Below are 24,864 nucleotides of genomic sequence, written 5' to 3'. Positions count from 1 at the left end.
CGTTTTTTCTTATTTTATCGGTTTAAGATAAGGAACCATCTCTACTGTCACTCCAATAGACGTACCGTTAGCCTTAACCTTCGCGCTTTTCCTTCGCTTCTTACTATACGCTATTTAGCTTGAAATCTTTGATGCTTTAAAATGCACGGGTGCTGTTGTTCTTTCTTCTGTATGTCCATGGCGCTCTTGAACAAATAAAAGAGCGATACAACCGATGATACTAGGAACGGCAAAAGCCATGAATGCTTGCTGAGGAGCTAAGTTGGTTGTTAATAAGAAACCAATAATCACAGGAGCCAAAATAGAACCTACTCGACCGATTCCTACTGTTACACTTAATCCAGTGGTGCGAATTTCTGGTGGGTAGAACCCTGAAACATAAGGGTTTACTAAGTTTTGAGTTCCAGCTGTGCACGCACCGCTAATCGCAATTAAAACGTATAATAAAAGCTGATGAGTTGTGACGCTTAGCGAGATAAAACAAAGTGAACCTAGTAAAAACATGTATAAAAGAACTTTTCGATGACCGATGCGATCAACGAAATATCCGCCTAATAAAGAGCCTCCGATTTGGCCTACTCCTAAAACAAGACTAAAGGACAGGCTTGACGTAATACCATAACCGGCACCTTGCATAATTTTAGGTAGCCATGTGTTTAAACCGTAAATCATAAGGAGGCAGCTAGAGACAATAAGCCAAAAGGATACTGTGCTAATACCTCGCTTGTCAGAAAACAACTTTTTAACAGGAACCCCTTTTGCTTTTTCCTTCACGATCTCGTATTCAAAATCATCGGTTGCTTGGTAATTTCCTTTCGGATTAACTTTATTAAGAATATCCGCAATCTTGTCACCTTGGTTTCGCAGAATGTGAAACGATAGCGACTCTGGAAACTGTTTTAAAAATAAAGGCAAGGTGAGCAGTGGAATAACTCCTAGCCAATATAAAAAACGCCAACCTAAGTTTTCCATTAAATACATCCCTATAAGAGAAGCTAGTATTGCTCCAATTGAGTAGCCGCAGTACATCGTAGCAACGGTGAGAGCGCGATTTTTCTTAGGAGAGTATTCGGTCATCACTGCAATGACAGCGGGCATTAGTCCGCCCATTCCTAGCGCTGCGATAAACCTCATAATGGTAAAGGTAAGCGGGTTTGGTGCAAGACCTGCTAAAAGAGAAAAAATGCTGAATATAGCCATGCAAATCGCTAGAATTTTTTTTCGACCAATTACGTCTGCAAGAGAACCGAGTAAGAAAGAGCCGAGCATCATACCAACAAGCGTATAGCTGCCGATTGCTCCTGCTTCCACGACGCTTAGTCCGTAATCCTCCATCATAAGCGGTAAACCTATTCCATAAAGTGCAATATCAAAACCGTCAAACGCAATGGCATAAAAACACCATAGAAACACGAGCAAATGAAACTTATTAAACGTACTTTCAGCAATGACCTGAGAAGTTTGAACAACGCGCATGAGATTCCTCCTGAAATTCTTGTATTTTAAGTTACTTCTAAACATCCTTAGAAAGCCCAACAATTTGTTTTATTGTATGTATCCTACCATGACTAAAGAGGTATAGTGTAACTGATAAAATGCATTAATTGATATAGCTAAAAGATATAACAAATAAAAAACGAACAATGATTTGAACTTTTAACCATTTGAAGTTAAAATACAAACGAATATTGTACAGAAAATTTCGAATCAAAAGGGGTCCCATTTATTTAATTATGAAATTACAGCAGCTAAAATACGTGATTGAGGTTGTGAGATGTGGATCAATTAATGAAGCAGCGCGCAGGCTTTACATCTCACAGCCAAGCTTGTCAAAAGCAGTGAAAGAGTTAGAGAAAGAAATTGGAATTACGATTTTCACCCGTACTTCAACAGGTATTGCACTTTCCTCAGACGGAGCCGAGTTTCTCGGGTATGCAAGGCAGGTTGTTGAACAAGCAGAGCTGTTAGAACACCGGTATTTGAATGCAGCGCCTTCTCCACAGCTACTTTCAATTTCTACTCAGCACTATGCGTTCGCCGTCAATGCGTTTGTGGATATGATTAAAAAGTACGGGCAAGAAAAATACCAGTTTACGATGAGAGAAACGAGAACCTATGAAATTATTGAAGATGTAAAGAGTTTAAAAAGCGAAATCGGTATTTTATACGTTAGCTCGTTTAATGAAAAAGTGATGCTGCAGCTTTTGAAAGAACAAGGGTTGGAGTTTCATGAACTGTTTCAAGCTACCCCTCATATCTTTGTGAGTGCCCAAAATCAGCTTGCTAAAAAGAAATCCGTTACGCTTAAAGATTTAGAAAAATACCCACGGTTGAGCTTTGAACAAGGAGAATTTAACTCGTTTTATTATGCTGAAGAAATTTTCAGCACGATTCCAAGTAAACAAAGCATTCAAGTCAGTGATCGAGCAACGTTATTTAATTTGCTTATTGGCTTAAACGGCTACACCATTTCAACGGGTATTTTAAGTGAAGATTTAAACGGCTCAAATATTGTATCGGTGCCGCTTGATGAAGGTGAGTTTATTAGAGTGGGATGGGTCGTTCACAATAAAACTCAGCTTAGTCGCATGGCTCGAATTTATTTAGAAGAGCTTCATAAAGTAATTGAAAAGTATCACCAAAAATGAACTAGAAGCGATTGGCTTCTAGTTTTTTTGTTTGTTTTCTTGTAAGAGGAAAGTTCAGCTAGGGTAACCGCGTTTGTTCTTAGTTTCTCATAAATTCCCTTTTTATAGTTCAATGATACTTGTAGAACTTTGTCGGTTTTTGGGGATTAATAACTAATCTTTAGAAAAACATTAAATCCTTAGAACTGTATTTCTCTTTCGCTCTATTCATAATTCTCAATCTAATATAAATTAAAAAAGCAGAAAATTAATGAAAGGTTGTAATTAAATGGATAGAATTACAAGAGTTGAAAAATTTTCTAAGGAAAAAGCAAAAGAGAGAAAGAAGCTTATCAAAATTGGTGGAACAGGGTTAGCCATTGTAACAACAATTACTGGATGCAGCGTCTCAAACGCGTTAAACAGCGAACAGACAGAGGCAACAGTCGCACAAGTACAAAAAAGTGCTCAAGATCAGAAGCCTAGCATGAACCCTAAAAAGGTAGTAAACCTGCCAGAAAAGGAGATACCATTTTCTTATAATCAAGCAAACCAACCACTAGAGCAAAGGGTAGTCCATTCTCCTAAGCCGGACGAGCAGGTGCTAGCACAAGAAATCACTGCCGCGTCTAGTGCAAAAGAACAAGATACAGTGAAAGAAGTCACAATTAAGCAAGATCCAGTGGAGCCTGCAGTAAAAGTAGTACCAGTACCGTTAAGCTATCAGGAACAAGAGCCTGTACCTTCGCCCGTAGAAGAAGAAATGAACGTACAAACACCCATACAAGAGTTACCAACAGAAGAGCTACAAACAGAATTTGAAGAGAGTATAGTGCCAGTTGAAGAGCCACCAATTCAAGAGGAAGCCGCTTTACAAGTAGAGAAAGAGCCAGCACCTGTTCAAAAAGTGGAGTCTAAAGAAGAAGAAGCTTTAGAAGAGGATCAAAGTGCTCCAATTCAGGAAGAGCAAGAATCCTTACAAGAAGAAAAAGTGGCGCCTGTGCAGCAAGAACAAAGTAATTCGTCAATACCTGTTGAAAATAACGTAAGGCAGGAGCAAATTTTAGAAGTTCTTGGAGTTGTAACTGGTTTAGTCGATGCTCATTGTATTGAACTTGACGTTCAAGGACAGATAAAAGCGTTTCATGTTAAAAGCGACATCGATTTACAAAACGAGATTCGCCAGTATGAAGCAGGAACAGCACTGGTTGTTCGTTATGTAGCAAGTCCAAATGGACAAAATCAAATTCGTGATATTGTAGAAGTTGTAAGTCCTGATACGGGCGATCAAACAGTATCTATTGAAGCTGATTATTTTGAAATGGTGAATTGGAATACGGTTCAAGTTTACGTAAACAATCAGCCAACAACGTTCAAGCTATCAGACTATTTGGCACATCATAAAGAGAAATTTGCTCCTGGTACAAAAGTGTTACTGACAGGAGTAAAAACCTCGCAAGGAACAATGATTGAAAGCATCAGTCCATTGTAAAATGTCTATTTGTATAACTAGAAGAATGCGTTAGCATTTGCCTATAGTAATAGATCATATATTCTTTACGGTTAATTCTATTTTCGTGTGGTAGCTAACTATCACACGAAAATAGAAGGCAAGATTACATCTATCTAAATGAACCACATTTTTATCCTCTCAAACTACTTATATTAAACTCCCATTTTTTATTTGAATTTTTAGAAAAATATAAAGCTTATTTTATCTCAATCACTAAGATTAACCAGAGAGTAGGGACCACATACGTAGAACTTTATAGGTAATAGAAATGTTAATTAAAATGTAAGCGATTACTATATTTTAATAGAAGAGAGGAAATCATAAATGGAAAGTCCTTCTTTAAAACGAAAGGTTTTCGGCTCCATATTATCAGCAGCGTTAATTAGTTATTTGTTTACCCCGGTTGGTCATGCCGAAGAGGAAGAACAAGCTAAAGGGCAAAAAGAAAAAAATAAGCCAATGTGGACTCAAGTGTGGGGAGACGAGTTTGACGATGGAAAGATTGATCCTACGAAATGGACGTTTGATTTAACAAACGGTGCTTCTGTGGGCATACCTGGGTGGGGGAACAATGAGCTCCAGTATTACACCAATCGTTCAAAAAATGTTCGAGAAGAAGGTGGTAATCTTGTCATTCAAGCTCATAAAGAAAGCTACCAAGGCTTTGACTACACATCTGCTCGTGTAAAGACGAAAGGGTTGTTCAGCAAGAAATACGGGAAGTTTGAAATCCGTGCTAGCGCCCCAACAGGTAAAGGCTATTGGCCTGCCGTTTGGATGCTTCCGGAGCATAATCGTTACGGAGGCTGGGCAGCTTCGGGTGAAATTGATATTATGGAAGGCTGGGGTAGCAGGCCAAATACTATTGCGGGCACCATTCACTATGGTCAGCAGTGGCCAAACAATACGTATAGCGGTGAAGAATACACATTTAAAGATGGAAGCACAATTGAAGATTTCCACACATATGCCGTTGAATGGGAGCCTGGTGAAATCCGATGGTACGTGGACGGTGAGCTCTATAGCGTGCAAAACGATTGGTACAGTCAAAGTGATGGACAGCCAGATACCAATGCTTATCCAGCACCGTTTGACGAAGAATTTCATCTCATTATGAATCTAGCAGTTGGTGGGAATTTTGATGGGAATCCAACGGCAGAGACCCAGTTCCCAAAAGAAATGAAAATTGACTATGTAAGAGTCTATGAGTTAACGGGCAGAGAGTACCGTGAGCCAACTCCTCCAGTCATTCCAAAAGAAGAATATTTGTCAGGTGCTAAGCTTCCTCAAGCAGACGGAAACTTAGTTTATAACAATCAGTTTACAGAAACAAAAGCAGGTGACCCTGGCATGGGAATTGAAGGTACTGCTAACTGGTCCCTTCATAAAGAGCCGGATGGAGATGCAGTTTTATCAGTAGAAGAATTAAACAATAGCCGCTTTTTAAAGGTAAATATACTTCGTCCTGGAGGTCAGCTTTACTCGGTGCAGCCTCAGTCTATTGTGTCACTAGCGAAAGGCCGCTTTTATAAGCTAACGTTTGATGCTAAAACGGAAGTAGCTAGAAGCATGAAGGTACAAGTAACAGGAGGAGCATCAGTTGGATACGCAGGATATTCACCAGCTTTAAATGCTCAGCTGACAAACCAAGTACAAAGCTATGAAGTTTTGTTCCAAATGAAAAAAGAATCCGATAATGCAGCGCGCGTTGAGTTTAATCTTGGAACAAACGACCAGCCTGTATGGATTGGAAACGCAAAGCTTGTAGAGGTTGAAGGAATTCCGTTTAATGACGATATTCCAAAGGTTCCTTTAAGTGATGGAAATCGAGTATACAACGGTACATTTAGCGTGGGAGAAGCAGATGGAATGAGCTATTGGCACGTTGTACAAGCGAGAAAAATAAACGCTTTAGCAACCGTTGACCCTAATGAACGCCAGCTTCATATTGATGTGAAAACAAGCAGCAAATATGCAGATGATTTGAAGTTACTTCAAAAAAGTATCTTCCTGAATGCAGGACAAGGGTATGAATTAAGCTTTGATGCAAGTATTCAACCAAAAGGTGATATGTTTGTTGCGCTGACAGACGAAGATGGAAACGTGTATGAGAAGCAGAAAGTAAAAGTATCTTCCAGAATACAGAAATATCACTTCGCTTTTAAAAATTTACAGCTACCTCATGACGATAAAAATGCTCAGCTTGTCTTTTACTTAGGAGATGTAAAAAAGAGTATAACAATTGACAACATTCATTTACGTTAAGAGGACTCTTCAATTAAAAGAAAGGCTAGGTATAAGCAGGCTTTCTTTTTTTTATTTAATGATGCTATAGTTAACGATAGGTTAAAAAAGCATTCATGGGAATGAAGAGGTGAAGTGCATGAGGTTTTTAAATCATTCTTTAGCTCAAGAAATTGTGAATCGAACGACGAACATTATTCACCGCAACATCAACGTGATGAATGAAAAAGGCGTCATTATCGGATCAGGTGATCATCATCGAATTGATTCTATTCACGAAGGTGCTGTGCGAGTAATTGAAACACAAAAAGGCTTTGAAATTACTAGCTCTGAGTTAACGCAGTTTCACGGAGTGAAAGCAGGCATTAATTTGCCCATTACCTTTCATGATGAGGTCGTTGGTGTGATTGGTATTACAGGTGAACCAGAGGAAGTACGGAACTACGGAGAGCTTGTGAAAATGGCTGCTGAAATGATTTTACAGCAAGCGGTGTTAGTAGATGAAATTCAATGGGATGAGCGGTTGAAAGAAGAGTTAACGAGTCAATTGCTTCACGGAATGGACAAGCTAGATTCCTTTTACTTTGAACGAGTAGAACGTCTTGGCATTCAGTTGGACCTCCCGCGCATAGCGGTAATTTTAAAAGTGGAGAATCATTCAAACGGCTATAAGTGGTTGCGAGGAAAGCTCGAAAAAGATGACTTGTACATTGTTCAGCCTACTCATATTGTGGTGCTGAAAAGAATTGATATGACGCATGAAAAAGAAGACGGTACTTTTAATCAAATTAAAAGTTGGGTTCAACATAATCAGCTAGAAGGCAAGGTGGCGATTGGAAGGTTCATTCCGTCAATAGAAGGATTGGCGATATCTTATCAAGAAGCGCTCTATACGTTAAAAGTGGGTGAGAAATTACACCCTGATCAATTACTTTACCGCTATGAACACTATAAGCTAGCTGTTTTTTTAGCTGAAGCGAAAGAATTTGGCGTAAAAGGCGAGTTAAGTCAGTCAGTTGAAGAGCTAAAAGACTATGATGAAAAAGGCGATTTGTTAGAAACGCTAAGCGTATATGTTGAAGAAAATGGAGATGTAAATAAAGCAGCAGGTAGGCTGTTTATCCACCGAAATACGCTCAGGTATCGCTTAGAGCGCATTTCTGAGCTGACGAATAAAGACCCTCGTAAACTCAGTGACTTGGTTGAGCTGTACGTTGCGATACTACAGTATAAAATTCAATAAAATTGTTCCGATGCACAAAAAGGCTTGAAAAAGACAGGCCTTTTTTTGGTTTCATGAACAATGCAGTTAGTTTAGAAAACGCTTACACTTAACTTATAACATTCAAGGGGGAACGGGAAATGGATGCTACTATTGAAGTAAGCGCTTTAGGCGCAGTGGTTGCGCTTGTTGTTGCAATTGTATTGATCTTAAAGAAAGTATCTCCTGCCTATGGAATGATTGCCGGTGCTTTAATTGGTGGTCTAGTAGGAGGAGTGGATATAACGAATACCGTGGCGCTTATGATGGAAGGAGCGCAAGGGATTATACCTGCCGTACTAAGGATATTAGCTGCAGGTATATTAGCAGGTGTGCTCATCGAATCAGGAGCAGCTGCTGTTATTGCAGAAACAATTGTAAAAAAACTAGGAGAAGCGAGAGCACTGCTTGCGCTGGCGCTTGCAACAATGATTTTAACTACAGTTGGTGTATTTGTTGACGTAGCGGTTATTACAGTGGCACCAATTGCGCTTGCAATTGCTCAAAAAGCCAATCTGTCAAAACCGGCAATTTTATTAGCAATGATTGGAGGCGGGAAAGCTGGGAACATTATGTCGCCAAACCCCAATGCTATCGCAGCTTCAGATGCTTTTAATATTCCGCTCACATCCATTATGGCAGCGGGTATAATCCCAGCAGCTTTTGGAATTGTTGTGACGTATCTTATTGCCAAAAAGCTTGTGAAAAAAGGGGCTCCTGTACAGCTTGCCGAAATAGAAGTAAATAATGCAGATAAGCTACCGGCATTTTTACCAGCTATTATTGCGCCGCTTGTGACGATTGTTTTACTATCACTGCGACCGCTGTTTAACATTAATATTGATCCAATGATTGCTTTGCCAATTGGAGGAATTGTCGGTGCAATTGTCATGGGAAGGGGCAAAAAGCTGAATGACTATGCTGTTTCAGGGTTAGGAAAAATGACGGGTGTGGCCATTATGCTCCTAGGAACGGGTACGCTGGCTGGAATTATCGCCAATTCAGGCTTAAAAGATGTATTGATTGAAGGACTAAGTGCGCTCGGCTTACCAGGCTATGTACTAGCGCCAGCATCAGGAATCTTCATGTCTGCTGCGACTGCTTCAACAACTGCAGGAACAGCGGTTGCCAGTCAGGTGTTTAGCTCCACGATTTTAGAGATGGGCGTTTCAGCGCTTGCCGGAGCAGCTATGGTACACGCAGGTGCGACGGTTTTAGATCATTTACCGCACGGTAGCTTTTTCCACGCAACGGGGGGAAGCGTTCATATGGAAATTAAAGAACGACTTAAGCTTATTCCATATGAGTCAGCAGTTGGTTTAACGCTAGCGATTTTATCGACGCTCATTTACGGTGTGTTCAAGCTATTTAGCTAATATTAAAGTGTAGGGAGAGAACGTAATGAAGATTGTCATTGCTCCGGATTCATTTAAAGAAAGCTTATCAGCTTTAGAGGTAGCTGAAGCAGTTGAAAAAGGCTTTAAGCAAGTACTGCCACAAGCAAACTATGTAAAAGTACCGATGGCTGACGGAGGAGAAGGGACGGTTCAGTCCCTGGTTGACGCAACGGATGGAGAGATTATCTCAAAAACGGTTACGGGTCCTTTAGGTGAGCCGGTTGAAGCTTTCTTTGGCATTCTGGGAACGAAGAGAACAGCCGTCATTGAAATGGCAGCCGCGTCTGGATTGCATCTCGTACCCCCTGCTAAGCGAAATCCGCTTATGACAACAACCAAAGGTACAGGTGAGCTCATTTCAGCAGCGCTAGATTACGGCGTAAACCATATTATTATCGGGATTGGTGGAAGTGCCACAAACGATGGAGGCGCTGGAATGGCCAAAGCGCTTGGTGCACAGTTACTAGATGCGGAAGGAAACGAAATTCTAGATGGTGGCGGAGCACTCGGAAACTTAGCTTTTATTAATCTATCAACACTAGATTCGCGTCTTCAGCACGTCAAAATTGAAGTAGCGTGTGATGTTGATAATCCTCTTACCGGAGAGCGAGGAGCATCTGCCATCTTCGGTCCACAAAAAGGAGCAACGCCAGAGATGGTTGCGCTTTTGGATCGAAATTTACGACATTACGCAGCCGTTCTTGAACGAGACCTTGGTCAAAAGATTGATGACGTGCCAGGAGCTGGTGCAGCAGGGGGATTAGGTGCAGGGCTGCTTGCTTTCTTACAAGCGGAATTGAAAAGGGGCGTCGACATCGTCATTGAAGCAACGAATCTATTAGAAGCCGTTCGTGATGCGGACGTAGTCATCACAGGAGAAGGAAAAATTGACGGGCAAACCATTTATGGTAAAACGCCCATTGGCGTAGCAAAAACAGCCAAAAAGCATGGCATTCCGGTCATTGGAATTGCTGGGAACATCGGAGCTGACAGCCACGTCGTTTATGAGCATGGTATCGATGCGTTATTTAGTATTGTGCCAGGAGTGACGACGTTAGAAAATGCTTTTGCGAATGCCAGCGACTATGTGGAAAAAACGGCGATGAACGTTGCGGCCGTTTGGAAAATGAACAAATAAACCGAGAGCGACATGTTAGGCTTTTTTTTAGCGGATTTTGCACTTATAATAGATTCAACTTAACGTAAAGGAGAGAGCCAAATGGATAAAGTGAACGAGTTAACGTGTGAAAAGAGATCCTACTCGAAAGAATTCACGCTGCACCAGCACGAATTTGGACAGTTTCTTTTTCCACTGCAAGGCTCTCTTGATATGGAAATGGCGTTTCAAGAAGTAACGCTTAGCCCGGATCAATGCTTTTACCTGCCTCCGGGACTGAATCATAACTATCGCTCCAGAGACCGAAATGAATTTTTAATCTTAGATATTCCAACGCAGTACCTGCCAAAGGGTACAAACAGCATGTATATGACGCTTGATAGTCAGTGGTCAGCTATTCGGTATTTATTGTTAGAAGAAGCGAAAAACCCTGCTGATTATTCTGCTTTAGTTGATTTAACGAGGTATGTGACTAAAAAGCTGCAAACGTCCAATCCTCCTTCAATTGATTACATTCATCAGCACTTTAAGGAGCCACTCAACCTGGAAACCCTCGCAGCAATTGAGCATTATCATCCCGTTTATTATTCGACATGGTTTAAAAAGCAAACGGGAAAAAGCGTGAAGGAGTATTTATCGAAACTTCGTTTAGATGAAGCGAAGCGTTTATTGCTATCAACAGGATGGTCGATGTCCAGGATTAGTGAAGAGATTGGTTTTGCTAACTCCTCTTCCTTTACAAGATGGTTTGTCAGCCATGAAAGCGTGTCACCGCAAAAATATCGAATTCTTAATAATAGATAAAAAGAAGATTAAACTTGGTAAAGAAAATGAATAGGGAATTCTTTATCATAAGGGTAATCGTTCTTTTTATCTTTTTATTGAGGTGAATCATTGTGAAAGCAGCTCCTTTTTTCATTTTACTAGCAGGGATTCTATGGGGCACAACAGGTACTACCCAGGCGCTAGCACCGGACTCCGCACACCCAATTGCTATTGGCGCAACAAGGCTTGCAGTAGGCGGTGTGTTTCTATTACTGCTTCTGCTGATTAGAAAAGATTTACGTCTAAAAGGATGGCCGCTAAAAGCCACTCTTGTCGCAGCTCTTAGTATGGCATGCTATCAGCCGCTGTTCTTTTCAGCAGTTTCCATCACAGGCGTTGCGGTTGGCACAGTTGTGGCCATCGGGAGTGCACCTGTTTTATCTGGGCTTATTGAATGGTTTTATTCAAACAAGCGGCCAAGCATCATCTGGTGGTGCTCTACGTTTTTATCTATTTTAGGCTGCGTGCTGTTATTTCTGAACAAAGAATCGGCAAGCCTAAATATAATGGGAATTTTCATGGCGCTTGGAGCAGGCCTATCCTTTGCTTGCTACACCCTTGCAAGCAGAGGGTTAGTGGAAAAGTATTCGTCACTATCAGCCGTTGCGGTTGTCTTTATTTTAAGCGCGCTTTTTTTATCACCACTCCTATTTTTATTTGATATGTCATGGTTTACAAGCTTGAGAGGTATTGGTGTAAGCCTTCAGCTTGGCGTTATGGCCACAGGGCTTGCTTATTTTCTATTTGCCAAAGGGCTTGCACACGTTTCATCTTCAACCGCAGTTACTCTAGCGTTAGCAGAGCCGCTAACTGCAACGATGCTTGGCGTTTTAGTTGTAGGAGAAAAGCTGACGATGACGTCTTGGAGCGGAATTAGCTTGTTGTTAATAGGAATTGGGATCCTGATTTGGTCAACACGTGATGTAAGCAGAAAATCTGAAATGGTCACAATCGAAAAATAATAAAAAGGTGGTTCAAGCTAAATGGCAAACATTGAAGACTTTTTAAAATTAGATTTACGCGTTGGTACAATTCTTGACGCCAAACCGTTTCCAGAGGCCAAAAAGCCGGCGATTAAGCTTGAAGTTGATTTTGGAGAAGAGATCGGAGTAAAGCAGTCATCTGCGCAAATTAAGCATCGCTATGAGCCAACCGAGCTTCTGAATCGTCAAGTCGTCGCGGTTGTAAACTTTCCGCCAATGCGAATTGCAGGATTTAAATCAGAAGTGCTCGTTTTAGGTGGCGTTCCAGGAGAAGGAGATGTAGTGCTGCTACAGCCGGATGAAAAGTTGCCAAATGGAACGAAGATTTCATGAATAAGAAAAGACAAGCTGAAGGTAGCTTGTCTTTTTACAGCTTTCTTTTATGGCTTAACGAGCTGTATCAATAGCTGTCGCTCATATAGATTTGAATCAATTACGTCAAAGCCGACGAAGTCTTGATAATCAGCGTCTGCAAAGCAAAATTTAATTCCGTTTTATTACGCTACTGAACCACTGCTACTGGGTGCTCGGATCAGCGCTTGGCAGTATTTTTGGCTCGTTTATTACGTTCAGTACGGAAGGGATTGAGTTCGTAATGACCGCGCTGTTTGTCGTCATTTTTATGGAGCAATGGAAAAAAGGCAAGCAGTACCAAAGCGCACTAATCGGAGTTGTTCTACCGGCAGCGGTTATCGGATTGTTGGTAGTGTATTCGTTAAAGGATATCAGCTTTGTTTCAGGAAGTCATGGGTTACCTGAAATGCTAGCAGTTGGCTTTGTGGTACTGCTTCATGCATGGAGAGGAAGCATGCTGCTTTCGATTGGGGGAGGAACGCTTTTATATATGGGATTGGTTCAGCTGGTGTTTTGAAGGGCGCCAGTTTTTTGTCATTTTTTTGATATGAGGCTACATTTTTTCTTCATTGTGGCATGAATAAATAAAAAGTAAGTTGATTAATAGTTCAGCATTTTGGTGCGATGTCGTAGAATAGAGAAAAGCAACTATTACAAACAATGGAGAAAGAATATGAACTATAACTTTAAAAAGCTATTTAACTTTCGAGATGTTGGCGGAGTGGTGACAGAGAATGGGGAAAAGCTGAAAGAAGGAGTTTTGTTTCGCTCAGAAGATCTATCAAAGCTAACGAAACAAGATATTGAGACCTTTCGTCAGCTGAATATTAAAGCAATCTGTGATTTAAGAATGCCGTCTGAACAAAAATCAAGGGTTAGTCGAGTGCAGCCGGGACCTGATATAGAGCTATTATCTGTATCAATTCATGATAAAAACCAGGAGTTTACCCATTTTGAGTTTTTAAAATTCCTTGTGAGCAAATCTACTACCGTTGATTTTGAAAAAATAATGAGAGATATGTATGAGCATATGGCTTTTGGCTGTCATGACGAAATGAAAGAAATTATTTGCTTCTTGTCAGATGCAAATCGAGTGCCAGCTCTTATTCATTGTACGGGTGGTAAGGATCGAACTGGGTTTGTCGCTGCCATTATTCAACTATATCTAGGTGTTCCATATGAAACGGTAATCGATGAATACTTAAAATCAAATGACTTAATTGCAGTGAAGATGAAAAGAACTGAGTCATTTATTCGGTGGATGAGCTTATTTCGAATTTCCCCTGAGCAAATTAGGCCCGTGTTAGAAGTGCGGCGTGAGTACTTTGAAGATGTTTATCAAAAAATAATGAAGCAGTACGGAGATATTGGGACATATTTAGAAAAAGGGTGTAATATTCCAAGAGGTTGTTTAGAGCAGCTAAACGAAATGTTTCTTTCATCAAACGAAGGTCAATAACAAAGCATAAACAAGCCGGATTCAAACTGAATTCGGCTTGTTTATATTCCTATTACTGTTCAAGCTCCACTTTTTCGTTAACAGCTTGTGGCTTAAACGTAGAAAGTAGGATCATAATTCCACTGATGATGCCAAATACAATAATAGGTGAAAGTAAGAGTAGTTTGTTTTTAAACATGTTTCTTCCTCCTTATACTTTTGATAAAATAATGAACAACCTGTTGTTTATTTTGATTCTATTCGAATTCTATACTTTGTATGAGGCGTCATCAATAATCAACATTCAAGGATGTGTCGGTTATGGAACACTGCTTAGCAATCTGTTGGATAAAATAAAGGGGGACATACCATGAAAAATCAACATTTGGATTTACGAATTGTTAGGACAAGAGAATCCATTCAAAATGCATTCATTGAATTAATTGAAGAAAAAGGGTTCGACGCTATTTCAGTGAAAGATATTACAACGAGAGCCAACATCAATCGAGGCACCTTTTATGCGCATTATGAGGATAAGTTTGATTTAATGAAGAAATGTGAAGATGAAGTGATGCTAGAGCTTTCTACTATTGTAAAAGAAAATTTCCCAAGCGTTGTTGCTTCTCTAGAGGAGGATTCACCGATAGCCGTCCCGTCTTCCATTGCAATCGTAATCTTTGAATATCTAAACGAAAACAGTAGTTTTATGAGAGCGTTATTAGGTCCAAACGGAGATTTAACTTTTCAGACGAGATTAAAAAAGTTTATGTGGAAAGAAATCTTTGAGAATGAAGCCTTTGACTTTGTTCGGAAAGAAAATTTTCTTGTTCCAGGAGACTATTTAGCTTCTTACATAGCTTCTGCACACATAGGAGTAATCCAACAGTGGCTTAATAGTGGGCGAAAAGAATCTCCAGAAGAAATGGCTAAAATCTTTTCAATTATTACTTTTAACGGTCCTTTTTTTGCTGCTGGTTTGAAAAAATAAAGTGGCCAGAAAGCCTGTGTAAGAATGATGTTCATATCAAAAAGGCTAAACTGTTGTCAGTCTAGCCTTTTGTTAGATAAATAAGCTTCTAGCCGAAGGATGCAACTCCTCTTTCGAAAGCAGCCAAATGATTTACAGATGCGTTTCGTAGCTGCGAAAAGGCCATTCGTACATCACTTGGAATATCGAATGTCAAAAAGCGTTCATACATCGCGATGTTATCGATTTCTGCTTGAACACCTGCTGAATATGCGGCTTTGAGGTTTGCTGGAGTTTTGACAAGGTTTTGAGAGGTATCATCAGGAATCGGTACTTGGTAGCGATCAAATAGTGGCAGTAATGCATCAATATGGCGTAGTTCTGCTTCTTTGATTTGGACAAACGTCCGTACTGGACCAAACGTTGTAATAACGTTATTATATCTAGCCTGAGCTAGGTATTCGTCTTGAAGTGCATACGTCAGCATTTCTGATAACGATAGTGATGGTGCGTTTAATGCTCCTTTAGCACCGTAATCATCAAGCTGTCTTTGAGACGAAGAGGGCTTTGGGTTTTTCATCTTTTTGAATTTCACGTATTTTGTTGCGCTCTTCTTTTGTCTGTGCTAGTTTAGCTAACTTCTCGTAGCACGAAACAGCACTATACTCTGCGTTAATAGCTTTTTGAATAGCGCTTAAAAGCTTTGTATCTGAGGTGTTTCGATAAAAATCATGAAAATATGAATACATAGATTGTCCTCCCTGCATTTGCAATTCATACAGTTTATGTATGTAAAGCGGGCTATCGTGCATGACTATTTTCTAAGACTTAATGATTAGTTAATTCGTATGATATTCGCTCTAGTCCTTAATGCCATTTTCCTGTTTTTACAAATCATCCATAATTTTCAATTTATGAGTGATATACTTTTTAAGTTGAGAAAAAAACGGACGAGTGAGGCGAACAAGATGAAGAAATGGTTACTTGTAACAGCTGCAAGCTTACTACTAGCAGCTTGCGGTAAAGACGAGAGTGCAGAACAAGCGAAAGAAACAGCGGCTGCGGAAGAGCAAAAGAATGAAGAAAAAATAGAAAAAGAAACTGAAAAGGAAAGTTCAAAAGAAGAAACCTCAAAAGTGGAACTATCCCAAGAAGAGATGGACCAGCTTCGAATCCCAACGGTTTCAATTGATTCACCATATTACGAAAAAGATCTTACAGAACAAGAACTAGTTGAAGACTATATGGACGAGACGGGAAGAATTTACTTTAGCTTAACGGAAGAGCCAATCCGAACAATTGTCAGCAGTACGTCATCTTCAAAGGTTTCAAACATCACAAACTACAGTGATGTATTTATTAATCCAGAAAGCCAACAAGCATATCAGCTTCAAAATCAAGCCGAAAGGGATCAAATCTATAAATTGATTTTAGCCAATCAGCCAACGCAGCTCCAAGGCACGGATCCTTATGAGTATAGAACATGGGAACAAGCGACGAACTTAGAGCGAGGCATGATGCAGATGCTTTATTTAGTCGGACCGACAATGAATGATATTAAAACTGCGATGGACCGTGACTTATATGATCACCCGGCGTTTGTAGTAGGACAAGAAGAGCTAGAAAAACTAGGCGCACCCCTTGTTTTTGCACCGGCTCCGCAAACTCCGTTAGACTATGAGCTTTTTGAAAACATGAAAATGGTTCAAGCAATGTGGGGACAGGTAGGTAAATTTGAGAATCCTGCTGAAAATAAAGCGGAATTTGAAAAGGTATATGCCCAAGCGAGACAAGAAACCAACAATTTATTCGCGCGCATTAACTATGCGTTAACGGAAGACGGCTTTAGTGAATAAGCAAATTTGATTTATCAAAAAACAAAAGCTGAACCTCGTGTAGGCTCAGCTTTTTGTGTTGCTATTTTTAAGTGAAACAAGCGTTACTTAATTGAGAAACCTTCGTCTTCCTTCATACCAGTTCGATCCTTGAACTCATCAAGCAAATCACGTACTTCATCAGTCGTTTCTGTGCTCATAAGTAAGTTTCGTAGCTCACTTGCGCCTCGGAATCCACGAACGTAGATTTTGAAGAAGCGACGAAGCGGTTTGAATGGGCGTGGCTCTAATTCTTTCGAATATTTATCGTGAAGATCTAGCTGCAGGCGAAGAAGATCTAATAGCTCTTCACTTGTGTGCTCTTTCTTTTCTTTTTCGAAAGCAAATGGATTGTGGAAAATTCCGCGTCCAATCATGATTCCATCAACACCGTACTTTTCCGCAAGCTCCAAGCCTTTTTGACGGTCAGGAATGTCGCCGTTAATCGTAAGAAGCGTATGAGGCGCAATTTCATCACGAAGCTTTTTGATTTCTGGGATTAGCTCCCAGTGTGCGTCCACGTCGCTCATTTCTTTTTTCGTACGAAGGTGGATAGATAGGTTAACGATATCTTGTTCTAAAATATGCTTTAACCAGTCGTACCACTCGTCGACTTTTGTATAGCCAAGGCGCGTTTTCACGCTGACAGGAAGTCCCCCAGCTTTAGCCGCTTGGATAATCTCTGCCGCAACGTCTGGACGACGAATCAAGCCAGATCCTTTTCCGTTTCCTGCAACGTTTTGTACAGGACAGCCCATGTTAATATCAATGCCTCGGAAGCCCATTTCAGCCATACCAATACTCATTTGACGGAAGTATTCAGGCTTGTCTCCCCAAATATGCGCAACGATTGGCTGCTCGTCTTCAGTGAACGTTAGGCGTCCTTTTACGCTATCTTTTCCTTTCGGATGGCAGTAGCTTTCCGTATTCGTAAACTCTGTAAAAAACACATCAGGTCGAGCTGCTTCTGTCACCACGTGACGGAACACAACATCCGTTACGGCTTCCATTGGAGCCAAAATAAAGAACGGACGAGGCAACTCATGCCAAAAATTATCTTTCATTGTATATCTAAACCCTTTCCTTAAAGGGAAACGCGTTCCCGAAATTAAAAAGTGAAATGATTGTTAGAGAGCTGATTTCTACTATAGAAGAAATTCAACCACTATATACTTTAATCGTATTAAATAAAAAGTGCAAGGGAACGAGGCATCTTGTTGTGCTGGAAATTGTTATTTAAATGGTCTTGGGGTTTCTGATGAAAAGGAAAATGATTGAATTCTCAATAAATATTTTATAAAATTAAATAGCGTACAATATTTATTGAAGAGGAAATTGAATGGAGACTTTATACGATTTGACGGTAAAAAAGACAAATGGGGAAAAACAAGCATTAAAAGAGTATGAAGGAAAAGTAGTGCTCATTGTGAATACCGCTAGTCACTGCGGTTTGGCAGGGCAGTTTAAAGAATTACAAGAGCTATATGACAAGTACAAAGAACAAGGCTTAGAAATCTTAGGTTTTCCATGCAGTCAATTTAACAACCAAGAATTCGATAATATTAATGAAACAACGCAGTTCTGTCAGCTCAATTATGGCGTAATCTTCCCAATGTTTTCGAAGATTGACGTGAACGGAGAGAACGAAGATCCACTGTTTACGTTTTTAAAGAATCAAAAAAAGGGTCTCCTGTCCAAAAACATCAAGTGGAACTTTACAAAGTTTCTCGTTGATAAGAAAGGTAATGTATTAGAGCGTTATGCGCCAACTGTGGAGCCGAGAAAGATTGAGAAAGAAATTGTGAAGCAGTTAGCGCTGTAGAGAAAGATTAAAAGAGTTTGGGACATAACAAAATGATTGCTTCTAAAAGACGAACACTAGCTGTTCCCATCTCTTTAGTTTGTCTCAACACGTTCGTTCCATTGCGCTACGGCCACTCGCTTTCCGCGGGGAGGAACCTGAGCTTCCTCGCTGCGCTGCGGGATCTCCGTTTCCCCTCTCTTTCCCGCAGGAGTCGAGTGCCCTACGCTCCATTCCACCCTGTTTCCAACATTGTTTTCACAATCAACCAAAAAATCTGAACGATTAAAAGTTATGAACTCTCAATCGTTCAGGTATAGTAGAGGCTGAACTACTTATGTCTCAGTCTCATAATATTACTGTCCGTCCGTAAGAGGATATAGCTCATACTCCCACTGATGCGTACATTCTTCTAACATATAATATCCGCGCTCCTCGTTTCGTACAATCCGAGAGCATTGCTGTCTCGGGATTGGCCCCTCGTCACCATCGCTTAACACATCAATCCAACGCTGACCTGCTTTTGGATTATACCGGGTGATGAACTCAATCCCGTTAATGGTAATGGTCTCTCCGTCACTGTTGCTTTCTGCTTTCAGTATGAAATTGTCTATTTCCTTTGTGCTTACTGCTGATGAAGAAGAGGCTAAATACACATCTTTTGCTCCCTTCCATGAGTTAAACCGGACAATATCTTTTGAAATCCAAGTTGGGTTATGGGCTCCTAATGCTGCCTCAGCTCCTTCTTCAACAGGGTATTCAGGACCTCGAACCATAAATTCTACCGATTGATTCTCAAGAAGCTTACCAATCACTCCAAATCTTGTTTTATAGAAATTATAAAAGTAAGTTGTTTCACCTAACGTTACGTCACGATATTCAATCATAAGAGACTGTGAATCGTATGGTGAATCAATCTTTGTATAATCATACTCCATAAACAAAATCATCAAACCATGTATAAATAAGGCCGGAATGCCAACGACTAGTCCTAAACCGACCCACAGCTTTTTATTAATGAAAAATAGCACGATTATATTGATAACTAAAGGAATGACATAACCCGTTGGTTTTAAAAAGAGAAAAAAATAGCCTGATAGATGCATAGCTGCTAGTCCTAAGTTCATTACGCACAGAAGAACTAGTAGCCATTTCGCTTTTGTCATTTTGTTTCCTCGTTTCTATGTATGGATTGCTTTGAAAGAGTTTGTTTAGGTTTTTTCAAACATATAGAATAATTTTAACATGTTTTTAACAAATTGTGGAAAAGTGTTCAAGGATAAAGGAATTGATGATAGTTTAGAAGTATGGAGCGTGCAGTAATCTAAGCGTACTTTATAAGAGAGAAGAAAGTGCTCAAAATGAAATCAGCTTGCTCATGATAAGAGCGGCTATCGTTATAGGAGGATAAGGTAATGGACTTAGTAAATAATTTTGTAACGAGATTAAAAGCAGCGTTACCAACAGGTGATCTTGCAGAACTAAATACAGCGTGTGGTGCTACAAAAAAGGATATAGACTTACTAAAATCAACGTATCCAAATTGTCCCCAATCATTAATCACACTACTTGAAAAGATTGATGGTACATATTGGCGTAAATACGGTGAAAATGAAATTGCCGTTTATATGCTAGGTTCAGATGTTGAAGAAGGGAGATATCCGTACTATTTACTATCTACGCAGCAAATGCTCGATAGTTCAAAAGAAGAAGAGGACGTTTCGTACCTGTTGGAATACGAGGAAGACGTTGATCCTAGAATCAATCCAGACGGACTTCACCTTGAAACCTATATTCATTTTGCAGACTGTATGAATAATGGCGGAACATCAAGGCTCTATATTGACTTTAATCCTTCTCCAGAGGGGGTAAGTGGTCAAATCATTCGCTTTGTGTATGACCCGGACGAATACAAAGTGATTGCTGACAGTTTTGATGAGTATTTGCAGGGGGTTATTGATAGTGGGTTTGTTTTTTTGGAGGAAGATGAGTTATTTTAGTTATTTCGAATAGCCTAAAGAGAATGTTTAGTTTTAAGTGAATTTAAGGAATATAATAAACGCATTTATGAGATTTATATAAATGAAAATAATGTAAATATGTATGCGTACGATAAAGATTACGTGGAGATAACAGATGAAAATAGAAGGTTTTATGGTAAGTAACATGATGTCGATCATTTACGAATATATAGCATACATACAGCTAAGCCCGCCTTATAGACTGATACATAATGGGCGTGTAGACACCAAGTCTAATTCCCCCCCTTTTTGCTCAGCTTCTCTTGATGTTCAAATAAGTGAAAATCAGCACCATCGACAGCAGCAAAGGTCTCGACTACCAAGCGGTCTTCATCGTCAACGTTAACTCCATGCCGTTTCCACTAGAAGAAGATAAGGAGCGGGAAGTGTCCCTGCTATATATCGGAATGACGAGAGCGAAGCAGTATTTGTGCTTATCTTATTCTGGGGAGTCGGAGTTTGTGAAGTGGTTTGATGGGGTTTTGGAGGAGCGTAGTGGTGCGAGTGTGGAGTGGTTGAGGGAAAAGAAAGGATGAGGCTGTTAGTGAAGTTAATTGGAATGGATGTGTTGTTGTAATCTTACTTATTTATGATAGGGTGAACCTTATCATAAGTAAATGAGGTTTTTTACCTTTAAGAAAAAGAACCAAAGGGAGTACAAGCTACCCTTTGGTTATAATCATTTCTTCTTTTCATAGATTAGAACAAGCTTATTATCCCTAGCTTCTTTAGAAATTGGAGCAGCTTGTCCAGTTTGAGATTTTTGTGCTTTCCAATCTGTATGGTCAATCCAACCAAACCTAATTTTTTTAATTTCAGGCTTATTAGCAGGATTTTCAACATCAAATTTTTCAAAATTTACTGTTATATAATATCCGGATTTTGATTTACCAGAATTATTTTCACTATTTTCTTGTCCATAACTTCTATTTCCGTAAACGTTATTTGGATTAGAAGACGTTTTAATTTCTACAGAGTAGTCATTATTAGGTATATAGACAACGTCTTTATCTTCTTTAATGATTTCTTTGCGCCAATACTGAGGGAACTTTCGACTTAGCAAAGCGGGAATTAATTCATGTAAATAATTACCCATAATTTGTGGACCTGGGAAAACATCCACTCCTATTTGAAGTTCCCCTCCAATTTTCGTATCTAAAATTCTGTCCCAAGCTTCTAGTACAATACTTACTATATCGTCATTATTCAAGGGATGATTGCCAACTAACTCTTCAGTAACATTAATCCATTGTTCCATTGGTAAATTATCATATGGTGATGTCATATCAATGCAAATCCTTTCAAGTTATATACAACAATTCTATCATGTAACTTAAAAGTATTTCATTGAAATACTAAAAAAATCACTCTAATGAGTGATTTTTTAGCTCTTTTCAACTTTTAGTAAGTTTTGCAAGAATACTTTCCCTTGGGAATTTGACCACCAGCCAGTCCTTTTTTCTACAATGTTATAATCCTCAAAGATTTCATCTAATTGTTTAAGAAGAGTTTTTACTCGGATAATTATATTGTCCAAAGTGTCCCAACTAGATACGTGATAAGAAAAACAATTTACAAAAAATTGAGAGATGAAAATATTTTCTATATCTCTAATAGTAACTTCTGCATTAATAGCATTTAGCCTTCGCACGAAATTGTTTGTACTTTCCAAAGATTTAACTTCTATAGTATTAAAAGAGAAGTTTTCTTCAGGCTTCTCATTTCTTTTTTTACAAACTAAAAAGATGTCAAATGCAATCGAATTCTTAGCTGAAGTATGAGCTCCTGTTCTTGTTTCAGAATGGATTGGGTAAGCTGCAACAATCTCAAAATTTGCTGCAACCAAGGATTTGATAACTGAAATCCAACCATCAAGACTATTATCATGGAAAGTAAACATTAAGTAACCTTCATCTTTTAGCGTTCTGTTACCTTCTAGGAAAATTTGAGTTAATCCTTCAGAATAGTCATCAAAAGTTTTTTGTTGAACAGTATTTACAATAACCTCTTCTACTTTTGGAGAAGTAGGTGTATTGAAACCTATCTCTTTCCCAAACTTTGTTGAACTAATCCAAACGTGAAAGAAGTCAATTAATTCCGAGTACATTATGTTACTTCCATATGGTGGGTCTGTGAGGATTACATCTACAGAACCTGAAGGTATATGTTCTAACTTTCTTGAGTCTAAATTTGTAATTAAAGGTTGATTTTTATTCAAATCTTTATATTCAGTAACTGGATTTGCACTTACTATGTCACTCGAATATATTTTACCAGACTTGCCGTTAGTCACCGAAATATCATATATGTTTTTGTTGAACTCTTTTCCTTTTATGATTTTATTTACTGCCTTAATAAAAGTACCTGTCCCTAATTTAGTTCCCCAAACGTTATTTTCCACGGGCATACTAATCGGAACATAGGCGTGGTTAAAAAATATATTGGATATTTTGGATGCATTATGTTGATACCTGCAAAAAGTATTATTCATTTCTAGTGATGCGGAGAATGCTAGCATAAACCAGAATTTTGAATCTTCATCTTCGAGTGTATCGATTTCTTTTAGTAATAATCCTAGACATAATAACTGCTTGTCTGTAAATAAATCCGAAAACTTATCATAACCATGATTTCTCATTTGGTTCGTATTATAGCCAGCTGGGATAAGTTGTTCTGGGAGGACTAATTTATCTTTAAGTGCTTTAAAATCATTTAAAGCAGTTTCATGTAAACGCAAATCTTTTTCAGAAATACCTTTGTAATCATGACTCTTACAATTATTACAGTAATATTCTTGAGCAATAACTTTTGTTTTCTTTGGGTAGCCAGTTGACCCATCTAAATCTCGCAACATAAAGCTTTCTCCGGTATCAGGGCAAGTATATTTGCCTCTCTCTACAAAACCACTATTAGGAGAATCAATTTTATAGTCACATTTTGGACAATTTGCATGTCCGTTTTGGAAATCATCTTTAAATAGTGTATTACATTCAGGACAGCATAACGTGTAGTTACCTTTTTTAGAGACAATAATGAAATTTGAATAAAGGTCATGAGTCTTTTTTGTTATTGAGGATTGAGCCTGTTTCACATGAAAGTTATACATCACATCTGCTTCTTTGTTGCATTCAGGGCAATCCGTTTTAAAGTAAGATTTTATCTTTTCTCCTACTCTTTTTTCCAAAATACCAAGTTGTTTTTTTAATTTTTTATCATCTAAAGGACGTACTTCAGCTTCAGTTACAAACTTTGAAAGAGGTTGTAGGTCATTACCAATCACATTTGCACCAATTCTGAGAGATTCAAAAATAGTTGTACCGCCACCCATAAAAGGGTCTAATATGGTTAAATTGTCCCCCTCTGAAAGCTGATTCGAATCATAAAACTTGCTCCAAATATCTGTTTCTTTTTCAAAGAGAAGACTTAAAAGAGCTAATCTAAAATTACATGTTGTTCTTCTAGCGAAATATTTGTGAATGAAAAATATTGGCTTCTTTCGACTTGCTTCTTTCCGGGAAACTTCATATATCTTATCGAAAGGGAAATCCTCAAGTATTGCTGGATTTTTCAATGAAGAACTTGAGAAATTGCGCTTAGAACCTTGTGCTTCTTTATTTTCAATTTCATTAAAGTCTAAAAGTGAGAGTTGTTCCATAGTGAAACCTCCTTGTTGGTTACCAAGTATTTAATTATACCATTTTTAAAAGAAAACCCGATTAGAAATTATTATCAATTGCATAAAACCTCCTTTTTAACTACTAAGAAAATAATATATATTTAATTGGCTATTCATTAATATACACACTTTATATAAACGGAACGTATGTTCTTATTATATCATAAATCTAGTAAAAAAAAGAATTAGTTTAAAACTTATTGGTTTTTTTTAGAAAAGATTTCCGTAACTACTTAGTCTTTAAATATATATTATTTACTTGTAAGGTAATTACAATTTATGGAAAAACGGAGGTTAAGTTATGGGGAAAAAACTTAATGATATTAAGAATCTCAAAGCTTCAGCAAAAAGAGTAAACATCGTATCAATAAAGTTAGTAAAAGAATCTAGTGTTCTATACCAAAAAAGAACTATTCGTTCGTAAGCCCCCATTCAAACAACGCATATAAACACGCAGCACCTTCTGGTACGATACATGTATGAATCAAAGGAGGTGCATGTCTTATGCCACAACAAAAATTAACGATTGTCCCCGTCACACTACACCCAGATACTAAACATTCTTTATCATCCACTTCTTCAAAAGATCCTTCAATAAGCATTTGCACGATCAAAACGGCAAACGCGGAAATATCCTTCTATGGCGGCGTAGGTGAGCACGTTATCCAAACCGTTATGAGGGAGTTGAAACATCTGTGAAATACGATTATACAAGTGTGAAAAATATCTACATCATTTGCGGAAAGACCGATATGCGAAAAGGCAT

25 protein-coding genes and 1 pseudogene are annotated in these 24,864 nt (G+C 38.8%); 17 read left to right on the top strand and 9 right to left on the bottom strand.

Annotated elements, in window-relative coordinates; genetic code table 11:
- Window positions 1–114 precede the first annotated feature (114 nt).
- Entirely contained in the window at window positions 115–1,476 is a 1,362-nt protein-coding gene (locus AS180_RS13240; protein WP_025908680.1) for an MFS transporter, read from the bottom strand.
- Window positions 1,477–1,733: 257 nt separating this feature from the next.
- Here AS180_RS13240 and AS180_RS13235 point away from each other — a divergent pair, with 257 nt between their 5' ends.
- The 11 genes from AS180_RS13235 to AS180_RS13185 all read left to right on the top strand — a co-directional run bounded on the left by AS180_RS13235 (window position 1,734) and on the right by AS180_RS13185 (window position 13,780).
- On the top strand, window positions 1,734–2,648 hold the full coding sequence (locus AS180_RS13235; RefSeq protein WP_025908681.1) for a LysR family transcriptional regulator: 915 nt from the start codon (window positions 1,734–1,736) through the stop codon (window positions 2,646–2,648).
- 268 nt (window positions 2,649–2,916) lie between these two features.
- A complete protein-coding gene (locus AS180_RS13230) occupies window positions 2,917–4,119 on the top strand; it encodes a hypothetical protein (protein ID WP_025908682.1) in 1,203 nt (400 codons plus the stop codon).
- Between the two features lie 345 nt (window positions 4,120–4,464).
- Entirely contained in the window at window positions 4,465–6,405 is a 1,941-nt protein-coding gene (locus AS180_RS13225) for a family 16 glycosylhydrolase (RefSeq protein ID WP_062686924.1), read from the top strand.
- Between the two features lie 118 nt (window positions 6,406–6,523).
- A complete protein-coding gene (locus tag AS180_RS13220) occupies window positions 6,524–7,627 on the top strand; it encodes a sugar diacid recognition domain-containing protein (protein WP_025908683.1) in 1,104 nt (367 codons plus the stop codon).
- Window positions 7,628–7,746: 119 nt separating this feature from the next.
- Complete coding sequence (locus AS180_RS13215; protein WP_061786038.1) at window positions 7,747–9,021, top strand: GntP family permease; 1,275 nt, start codon at window positions 7,747–7,749, stop codon at window positions 9,019–9,021.
- Window positions 9,022–9,046: 25 nt separating this feature from the next.
- Window positions 9,047–10,180 carry a glycerate kinase gene (locus tag AS180_RS13210; RefSeq protein ID WP_062686923.1) on the top strand — a complete coding sequence of 378 codons (1,134 nt, stop codon included), beginning with the start codon at window positions 9,047–9,049 and terminating at the stop codon, window positions 10,178–10,180.
- A gap of 81 nt (window positions 10,181–10,261) precedes the next feature.
- Window positions 10,262–10,963 carry an AraC family transcriptional regulator gene (locus AS180_RS13205; protein ID WP_025908685.1) on the top strand — a complete coding sequence of 234 codons (702 nt, stop codon included), beginning with the start codon at window positions 10,262–10,264 and terminating at the stop codon, window positions 10,961–10,963.
- Between the two features lie 92 nt (window positions 10,964–11,055).
- Entirely contained in the window at window positions 11,056–11,946 is an 891-nt protein-coding gene (locus AS180_RS13200) for an EamA family transporter (RefSeq protein WP_061786040.1), read from the top strand.
- Between the two features lie 21 nt (window positions 11,947–11,967).
- Complete coding sequence (gene csaA, locus AS180_RS13195; protein ID WP_062686922.1) at window positions 11,968–12,300, top strand: chaperone CsaA; 333 nt, start codon at window positions 11,968–11,970, stop codon at window positions 12,298–12,300.
- A 190-nt stretch (window positions 12,301–12,490) separates the two neighbouring features.
- On the top strand, window positions 12,491–12,838 hold the full coding sequence (locus AS180_RS13190) for an AzlD domain-containing protein (protein ID WP_309599128.1): 348 nt from the start codon (window positions 12,491–12,493) through the stop codon (window positions 12,836–12,838).
- 156 nt (window positions 12,839–12,994) lie between these two features.
- Window positions 12,995–13,780, top strand: coding sequence for a tyrosine-protein phosphatase (locus AS180_RS13185; RefSeq protein WP_062686920.1), 786 nt, complete (start codon window positions 12,995–12,997; stop codon window positions 13,778–13,780).
- Between the two features lie 52 nt (window positions 13,781–13,832).
- Here AS180_RS13185 and AS180_RS23865 read toward each other — a convergent pair whose 3' ends face one another.
- Complete coding sequence (locus tag AS180_RS23865; protein ID WP_258954128.1) at window positions 13,833–13,958, bottom strand: hypothetical protein; 126 nt, start codon at window positions 13,956–13,958, stop codon at window positions 13,833–13,835.
- A 171-nt stretch (window positions 13,959–14,129) separates the two neighbouring features.
- Here AS180_RS23865 and AS180_RS13180 point away from each other — a divergent pair, with 171 nt between their 5' ends.
- Window positions 14,130–14,747 carry a TetR/AcrR family transcriptional regulator gene (locus AS180_RS13180; protein WP_025908104.1) on the top strand — a complete coding sequence of 206 codons (618 nt, stop codon included), beginning with the start codon at window positions 14,130–14,132 and terminating at the stop codon, window positions 14,745–14,747.
- A gap of 88 nt (window positions 14,748–14,835) precedes the next feature.
- On the opposite strand, the gene AS180_RS22635 is transcribed toward AS180_RS13180, so the two are convergent.
- Both AS180_RS22635 and AS180_RS23590 read right to left on the bottom strand, forming a co-directional pair.
- On the bottom strand, window positions 14,836–15,306 hold the full coding sequence (locus AS180_RS22635) for a ferritin-like domain-containing protein (protein ID WP_090752810.1): 471 nt from the start codon (window positions 15,304–15,306) through the stop codon (window positions 14,836–14,838).
- On the bottom strand, window positions 15,266–15,475 hold the full coding sequence (locus tag AS180_RS23590) for a ferritin-like domain-containing protein (RefSeq protein ID WP_062686918.1): 210 nt from the start codon (window positions 15,473–15,475) through the stop codon (window positions 15,266–15,268). Before AS180_RS23590 ends, AS180_RS22635 begins: the two co-directional genes overlap by 41 nt.
- Before the next feature lie 219 nt (window positions 15,476–15,694).
- On the opposite strand from AS180_RS23590, the gene AS180_RS13165 reads away from it, so the two are divergent.
- Window positions 15,695–16,582, top strand: a complete 888-nt coding sequence (locus AS180_RS13165; RefSeq protein ID WP_062686917.1) for a hypothetical protein — start codon at window positions 15,695–15,697, stop codon at window positions 16,580–16,582.
- 83 nt (window positions 16,583–16,665) lie between these two features.
- On the opposite strand, the gene AS180_RS13160 is transcribed toward AS180_RS13165, so the two are convergent.
- Entirely contained in the window at window positions 16,666–17,664 is a 999-nt protein-coding gene (locus AS180_RS13160) for a tRNA dihydrouridine synthase (protein ID WP_025908309.1), read from the bottom strand.
- Between the two features lie 275 nt (window positions 17,665–17,939).
- On the opposite strand from AS180_RS13160, the gene AS180_RS13155 reads away from it, so the two are divergent.
- Window positions 17,940–18,422 carry a glutathione peroxidase gene (locus AS180_RS13155; protein ID WP_025908310.1) on the top strand — a complete coding sequence of 161 codons (483 nt, stop codon included), beginning with the start codon at window positions 17,940–17,942 and terminating at the stop codon, window positions 18,420–18,422.
- 74 nt (window positions 18,423–18,496) lie between these two features.
- On the opposite strand, the gene AS180_RS22630 is transcribed toward AS180_RS13155, so the two are convergent.
- Window positions 18,497–18,640 carry a hypothetical protein gene (locus tag AS180_RS22630; RefSeq protein ID WP_156413492.1) on the bottom strand — a complete coding sequence of 48 codons (144 nt, stop codon included), beginning with the start codon at window positions 18,638–18,640 and terminating at the stop codon, window positions 18,497–18,499.
- A 117-nt stretch (window positions 18,641–18,757) separates the two neighbouring features.
- The gene (locus tag AS180_RS13150) at window positions 18,758–19,567 is read right to left on the bottom strand and encodes a hypothetical protein (RefSeq protein ID WP_175384201.1); all 810 of its coding nucleotides are present in this window, start codon (window positions 19,565–19,567) and stop codon (window positions 18,758–18,760) included.
- A gap of 249 nt (window positions 19,568–19,816) precedes the next feature.
- Between AS180_RS13150 and AS180_RS13145 the strand changes: the two genes are divergently transcribed.
- Window positions 19,817–20,401, top strand: a complete 585-nt coding sequence (locus AS180_RS13145) for an SMI1/KNR4 family protein (protein WP_062686916.1) — start codon at window positions 19,817–19,819, stop codon at window positions 20,399–20,401.
- Between the two features lie 299 nt (window positions 20,402–20,700).
- A pseudogene (locus AS180_RS21715) lies at window positions 20,701–20,958 on the top strand (3'-5' exonuclease); the annotation flags it as partial.
- A 143-nt stretch (window positions 20,959–21,101) separates the two neighbouring features.
- Here the strand turns inward: AS180_RS21715 and AS180_RS13140 are convergent.
- Entirely contained in the window at window positions 21,102–21,707 is a 606-nt protein-coding gene (locus tag AS180_RS13140) for a ScaI family restriction endonuclease (RefSeq protein WP_062686915.1), read from the bottom strand.
- Window positions 21,708–21,806: 99 nt separating this feature from the next.
- A complete protein-coding gene (locus AS180_RS13135; protein ID WP_062686914.1) occupies window positions 21,807–24,077 on the bottom strand; it encodes a hypothetical protein in 2,271 nt (756 codons plus the stop codon).
- Window positions 24,078–24,602: 525 nt separating this feature from the next.
- Here AS180_RS13135 and AS180_RS13130 point away from each other — a divergent pair.
- Window positions 24,603–24,797, top strand: a complete 195-nt coding sequence (locus AS180_RS13130; protein WP_025908917.1) for a hypothetical protein — start codon at window positions 24,603–24,605, stop codon at window positions 24,795–24,797.
- The last annotated feature ends 67 nt before the right edge of the window (window positions 24,798–24,864 follow it).

This window comes from Priestia veravalensis (assembly GCF_001457055.1).
Taxonomy (GTDB): domain Bacteria; phylum Bacillota; class Bacilli; order Bacillales; family Bacillaceae_H; genus Priestia; species Priestia flexa.
This window is presented reverse-complemented; position numbering and strand designations above follow the sequence as displayed.

What these genes read in the sequence shown, in the direction of transcription:
- AS180_RS13240 (WP_025908680.1), bottom strand. Translation starts at nt 1,476, where the DNA reads ATGCGCGTTGTTCAAACTTCTCAGGTCATTGCTGAAAGTACGTTTAAT.
- AS180_RS13235 (WP_025908681.1), top strand. Translation starts at nt 1,734, where the DNA reads ATGAAATTACAGCAGCTAAAATACGTGATTGAGGTTGTGAGATGTGGA.
- AS180_RS13230 (WP_025908682.1), top strand. Translation starts at nt 2,917, where the DNA reads ATGGATAGAATTACAAGAGTTGAAAAATTTTCTAAGGAAAAAGCAAAA.
- AS180_RS13225 (WP_062686924.1), top strand. Translation starts at nt 4,465, where the DNA reads ATGGAAAGTCCTTCTTTAAAACGAAAGGTTTTCGGCTCCATATTATCA.
- AS180_RS13220 (WP_025908683.1), top strand. Translation starts at nt 6,524, where the DNA reads ATGAGGTTTTTAAATCATTCTTTAGCTCAAGAAATTGTGAATCGAACG.
- AS180_RS13215 (WP_061786038.1), top strand. Translation starts at nt 7,747, where the DNA reads ATGGATGCTACTATTGAAGTAAGCGCTTTAGGCGCAGTGGTTGCGCTT.
- AS180_RS13210 (WP_062686923.1), top strand. Translation starts at nt 9,047, where the DNA reads ATGAAGATTGTCATTGCTCCGGATTCATTTAAAGAAAGCTTATCAGCT.
- AS180_RS13205 (WP_025908685.1), top strand. Translation starts at nt 10,262, where the DNA reads ATGGATAAAGTGAACGAGTTAACGTGTGAAAAGAGATCCTACTCGAAA.
- csaA (WP_062686922.1), top strand. Translation starts at nt 11,968, where the DNA reads ATGGCAAACATTGAAGACTTTTTAAAATTAGATTTACGCGTTGGTACA.
- AS180_RS13185 (WP_062686920.1), top strand. Translation starts at nt 12,995, where the DNA reads ATGAACTATAACTTTAAAAAGCTATTTAACTTTCGAGATGTTGGCGGA.
- AS180_RS23865 (WP_258954128.1), bottom strand. Translation starts at nt 13,958, where the DNA reads ATGTTTAAAAACAAACTACTCTTACTTTCACCTATTATTGTATTTGGC.
- AS180_RS13180 (WP_025908104.1), top strand. Translation starts at nt 14,130, where the DNA reads ATGAAAAATCAACATTTGGATTTACGAATTGTTAGGACAAGAGAATCC.
- AS180_RS22635 (WP_090752810.1), bottom strand. Translation starts at nt 15,306, where the DNA reads ATGAAAAACCCAAAGCCCTCTTCGTCTCAAAGACAGCTTGATGATTAC.
- AS180_RS23590 (WP_062686918.1), bottom strand. Translation starts at nt 15,475, where the DNA reads ATGTATTCATATTTTCATGATTTTTATCGAAACACCTCAGATACAAAG.
- AS180_RS13165 (WP_062686917.1), top strand. Translation starts at nt 15,695, where the DNA reads ATGAAGAAATGGTTACTTGTAACAGCTGCAAGCTTACTACTAGCAGCT.
- AS180_RS13160 (WP_025908309.1), bottom strand. Translation starts at nt 17,664, where the DNA reads ATGAAAGATAATTTTTGGCATGAGTTGCCTCGTCCGTTCTTTATTTTG.
- AS180_RS13155 (WP_025908310.1), top strand. Translation starts at nt 17,940, where the DNA reads ATGGAGACTTTATACGATTTGACGGTAAAAAAGACAAATGGGGAAAAA.
- AS180_RS13150 (WP_175384201.1), bottom strand. Translation starts at nt 19,567, where the DNA reads ATGACAAAAGCGAAATGGCTACTAGTTCTTCTGTGCGTAATGAACTTA.
- AS180_RS13145 (WP_062686916.1), top strand. Translation starts at nt 19,817, where the DNA reads ATGGACTTAGTAAATAATTTTGTAACGAGATTAAAAGCAGCGTTACCA.
- AS180_RS13140 (WP_062686915.1), bottom strand. Translation starts at nt 21,707, where the DNA reads ATGACATCACCATATGATAATTTACCAATGGAACAATGGATTAATGTT.
- AS180_RS13135 (WP_062686914.1), bottom strand. Translation starts at nt 24,077, where the DNA reads ATGGAACAACTCTCACTTTTAGACTTTAATGAAATTGAAAATAAAGAA.
- AS180_RS13130 (WP_025908917.1), top strand. Translation starts at nt 24,603, where the DNA reads ATGCCACAACAAAAATTAACGATTGTCCCCGTCACACTACACCCAGAT.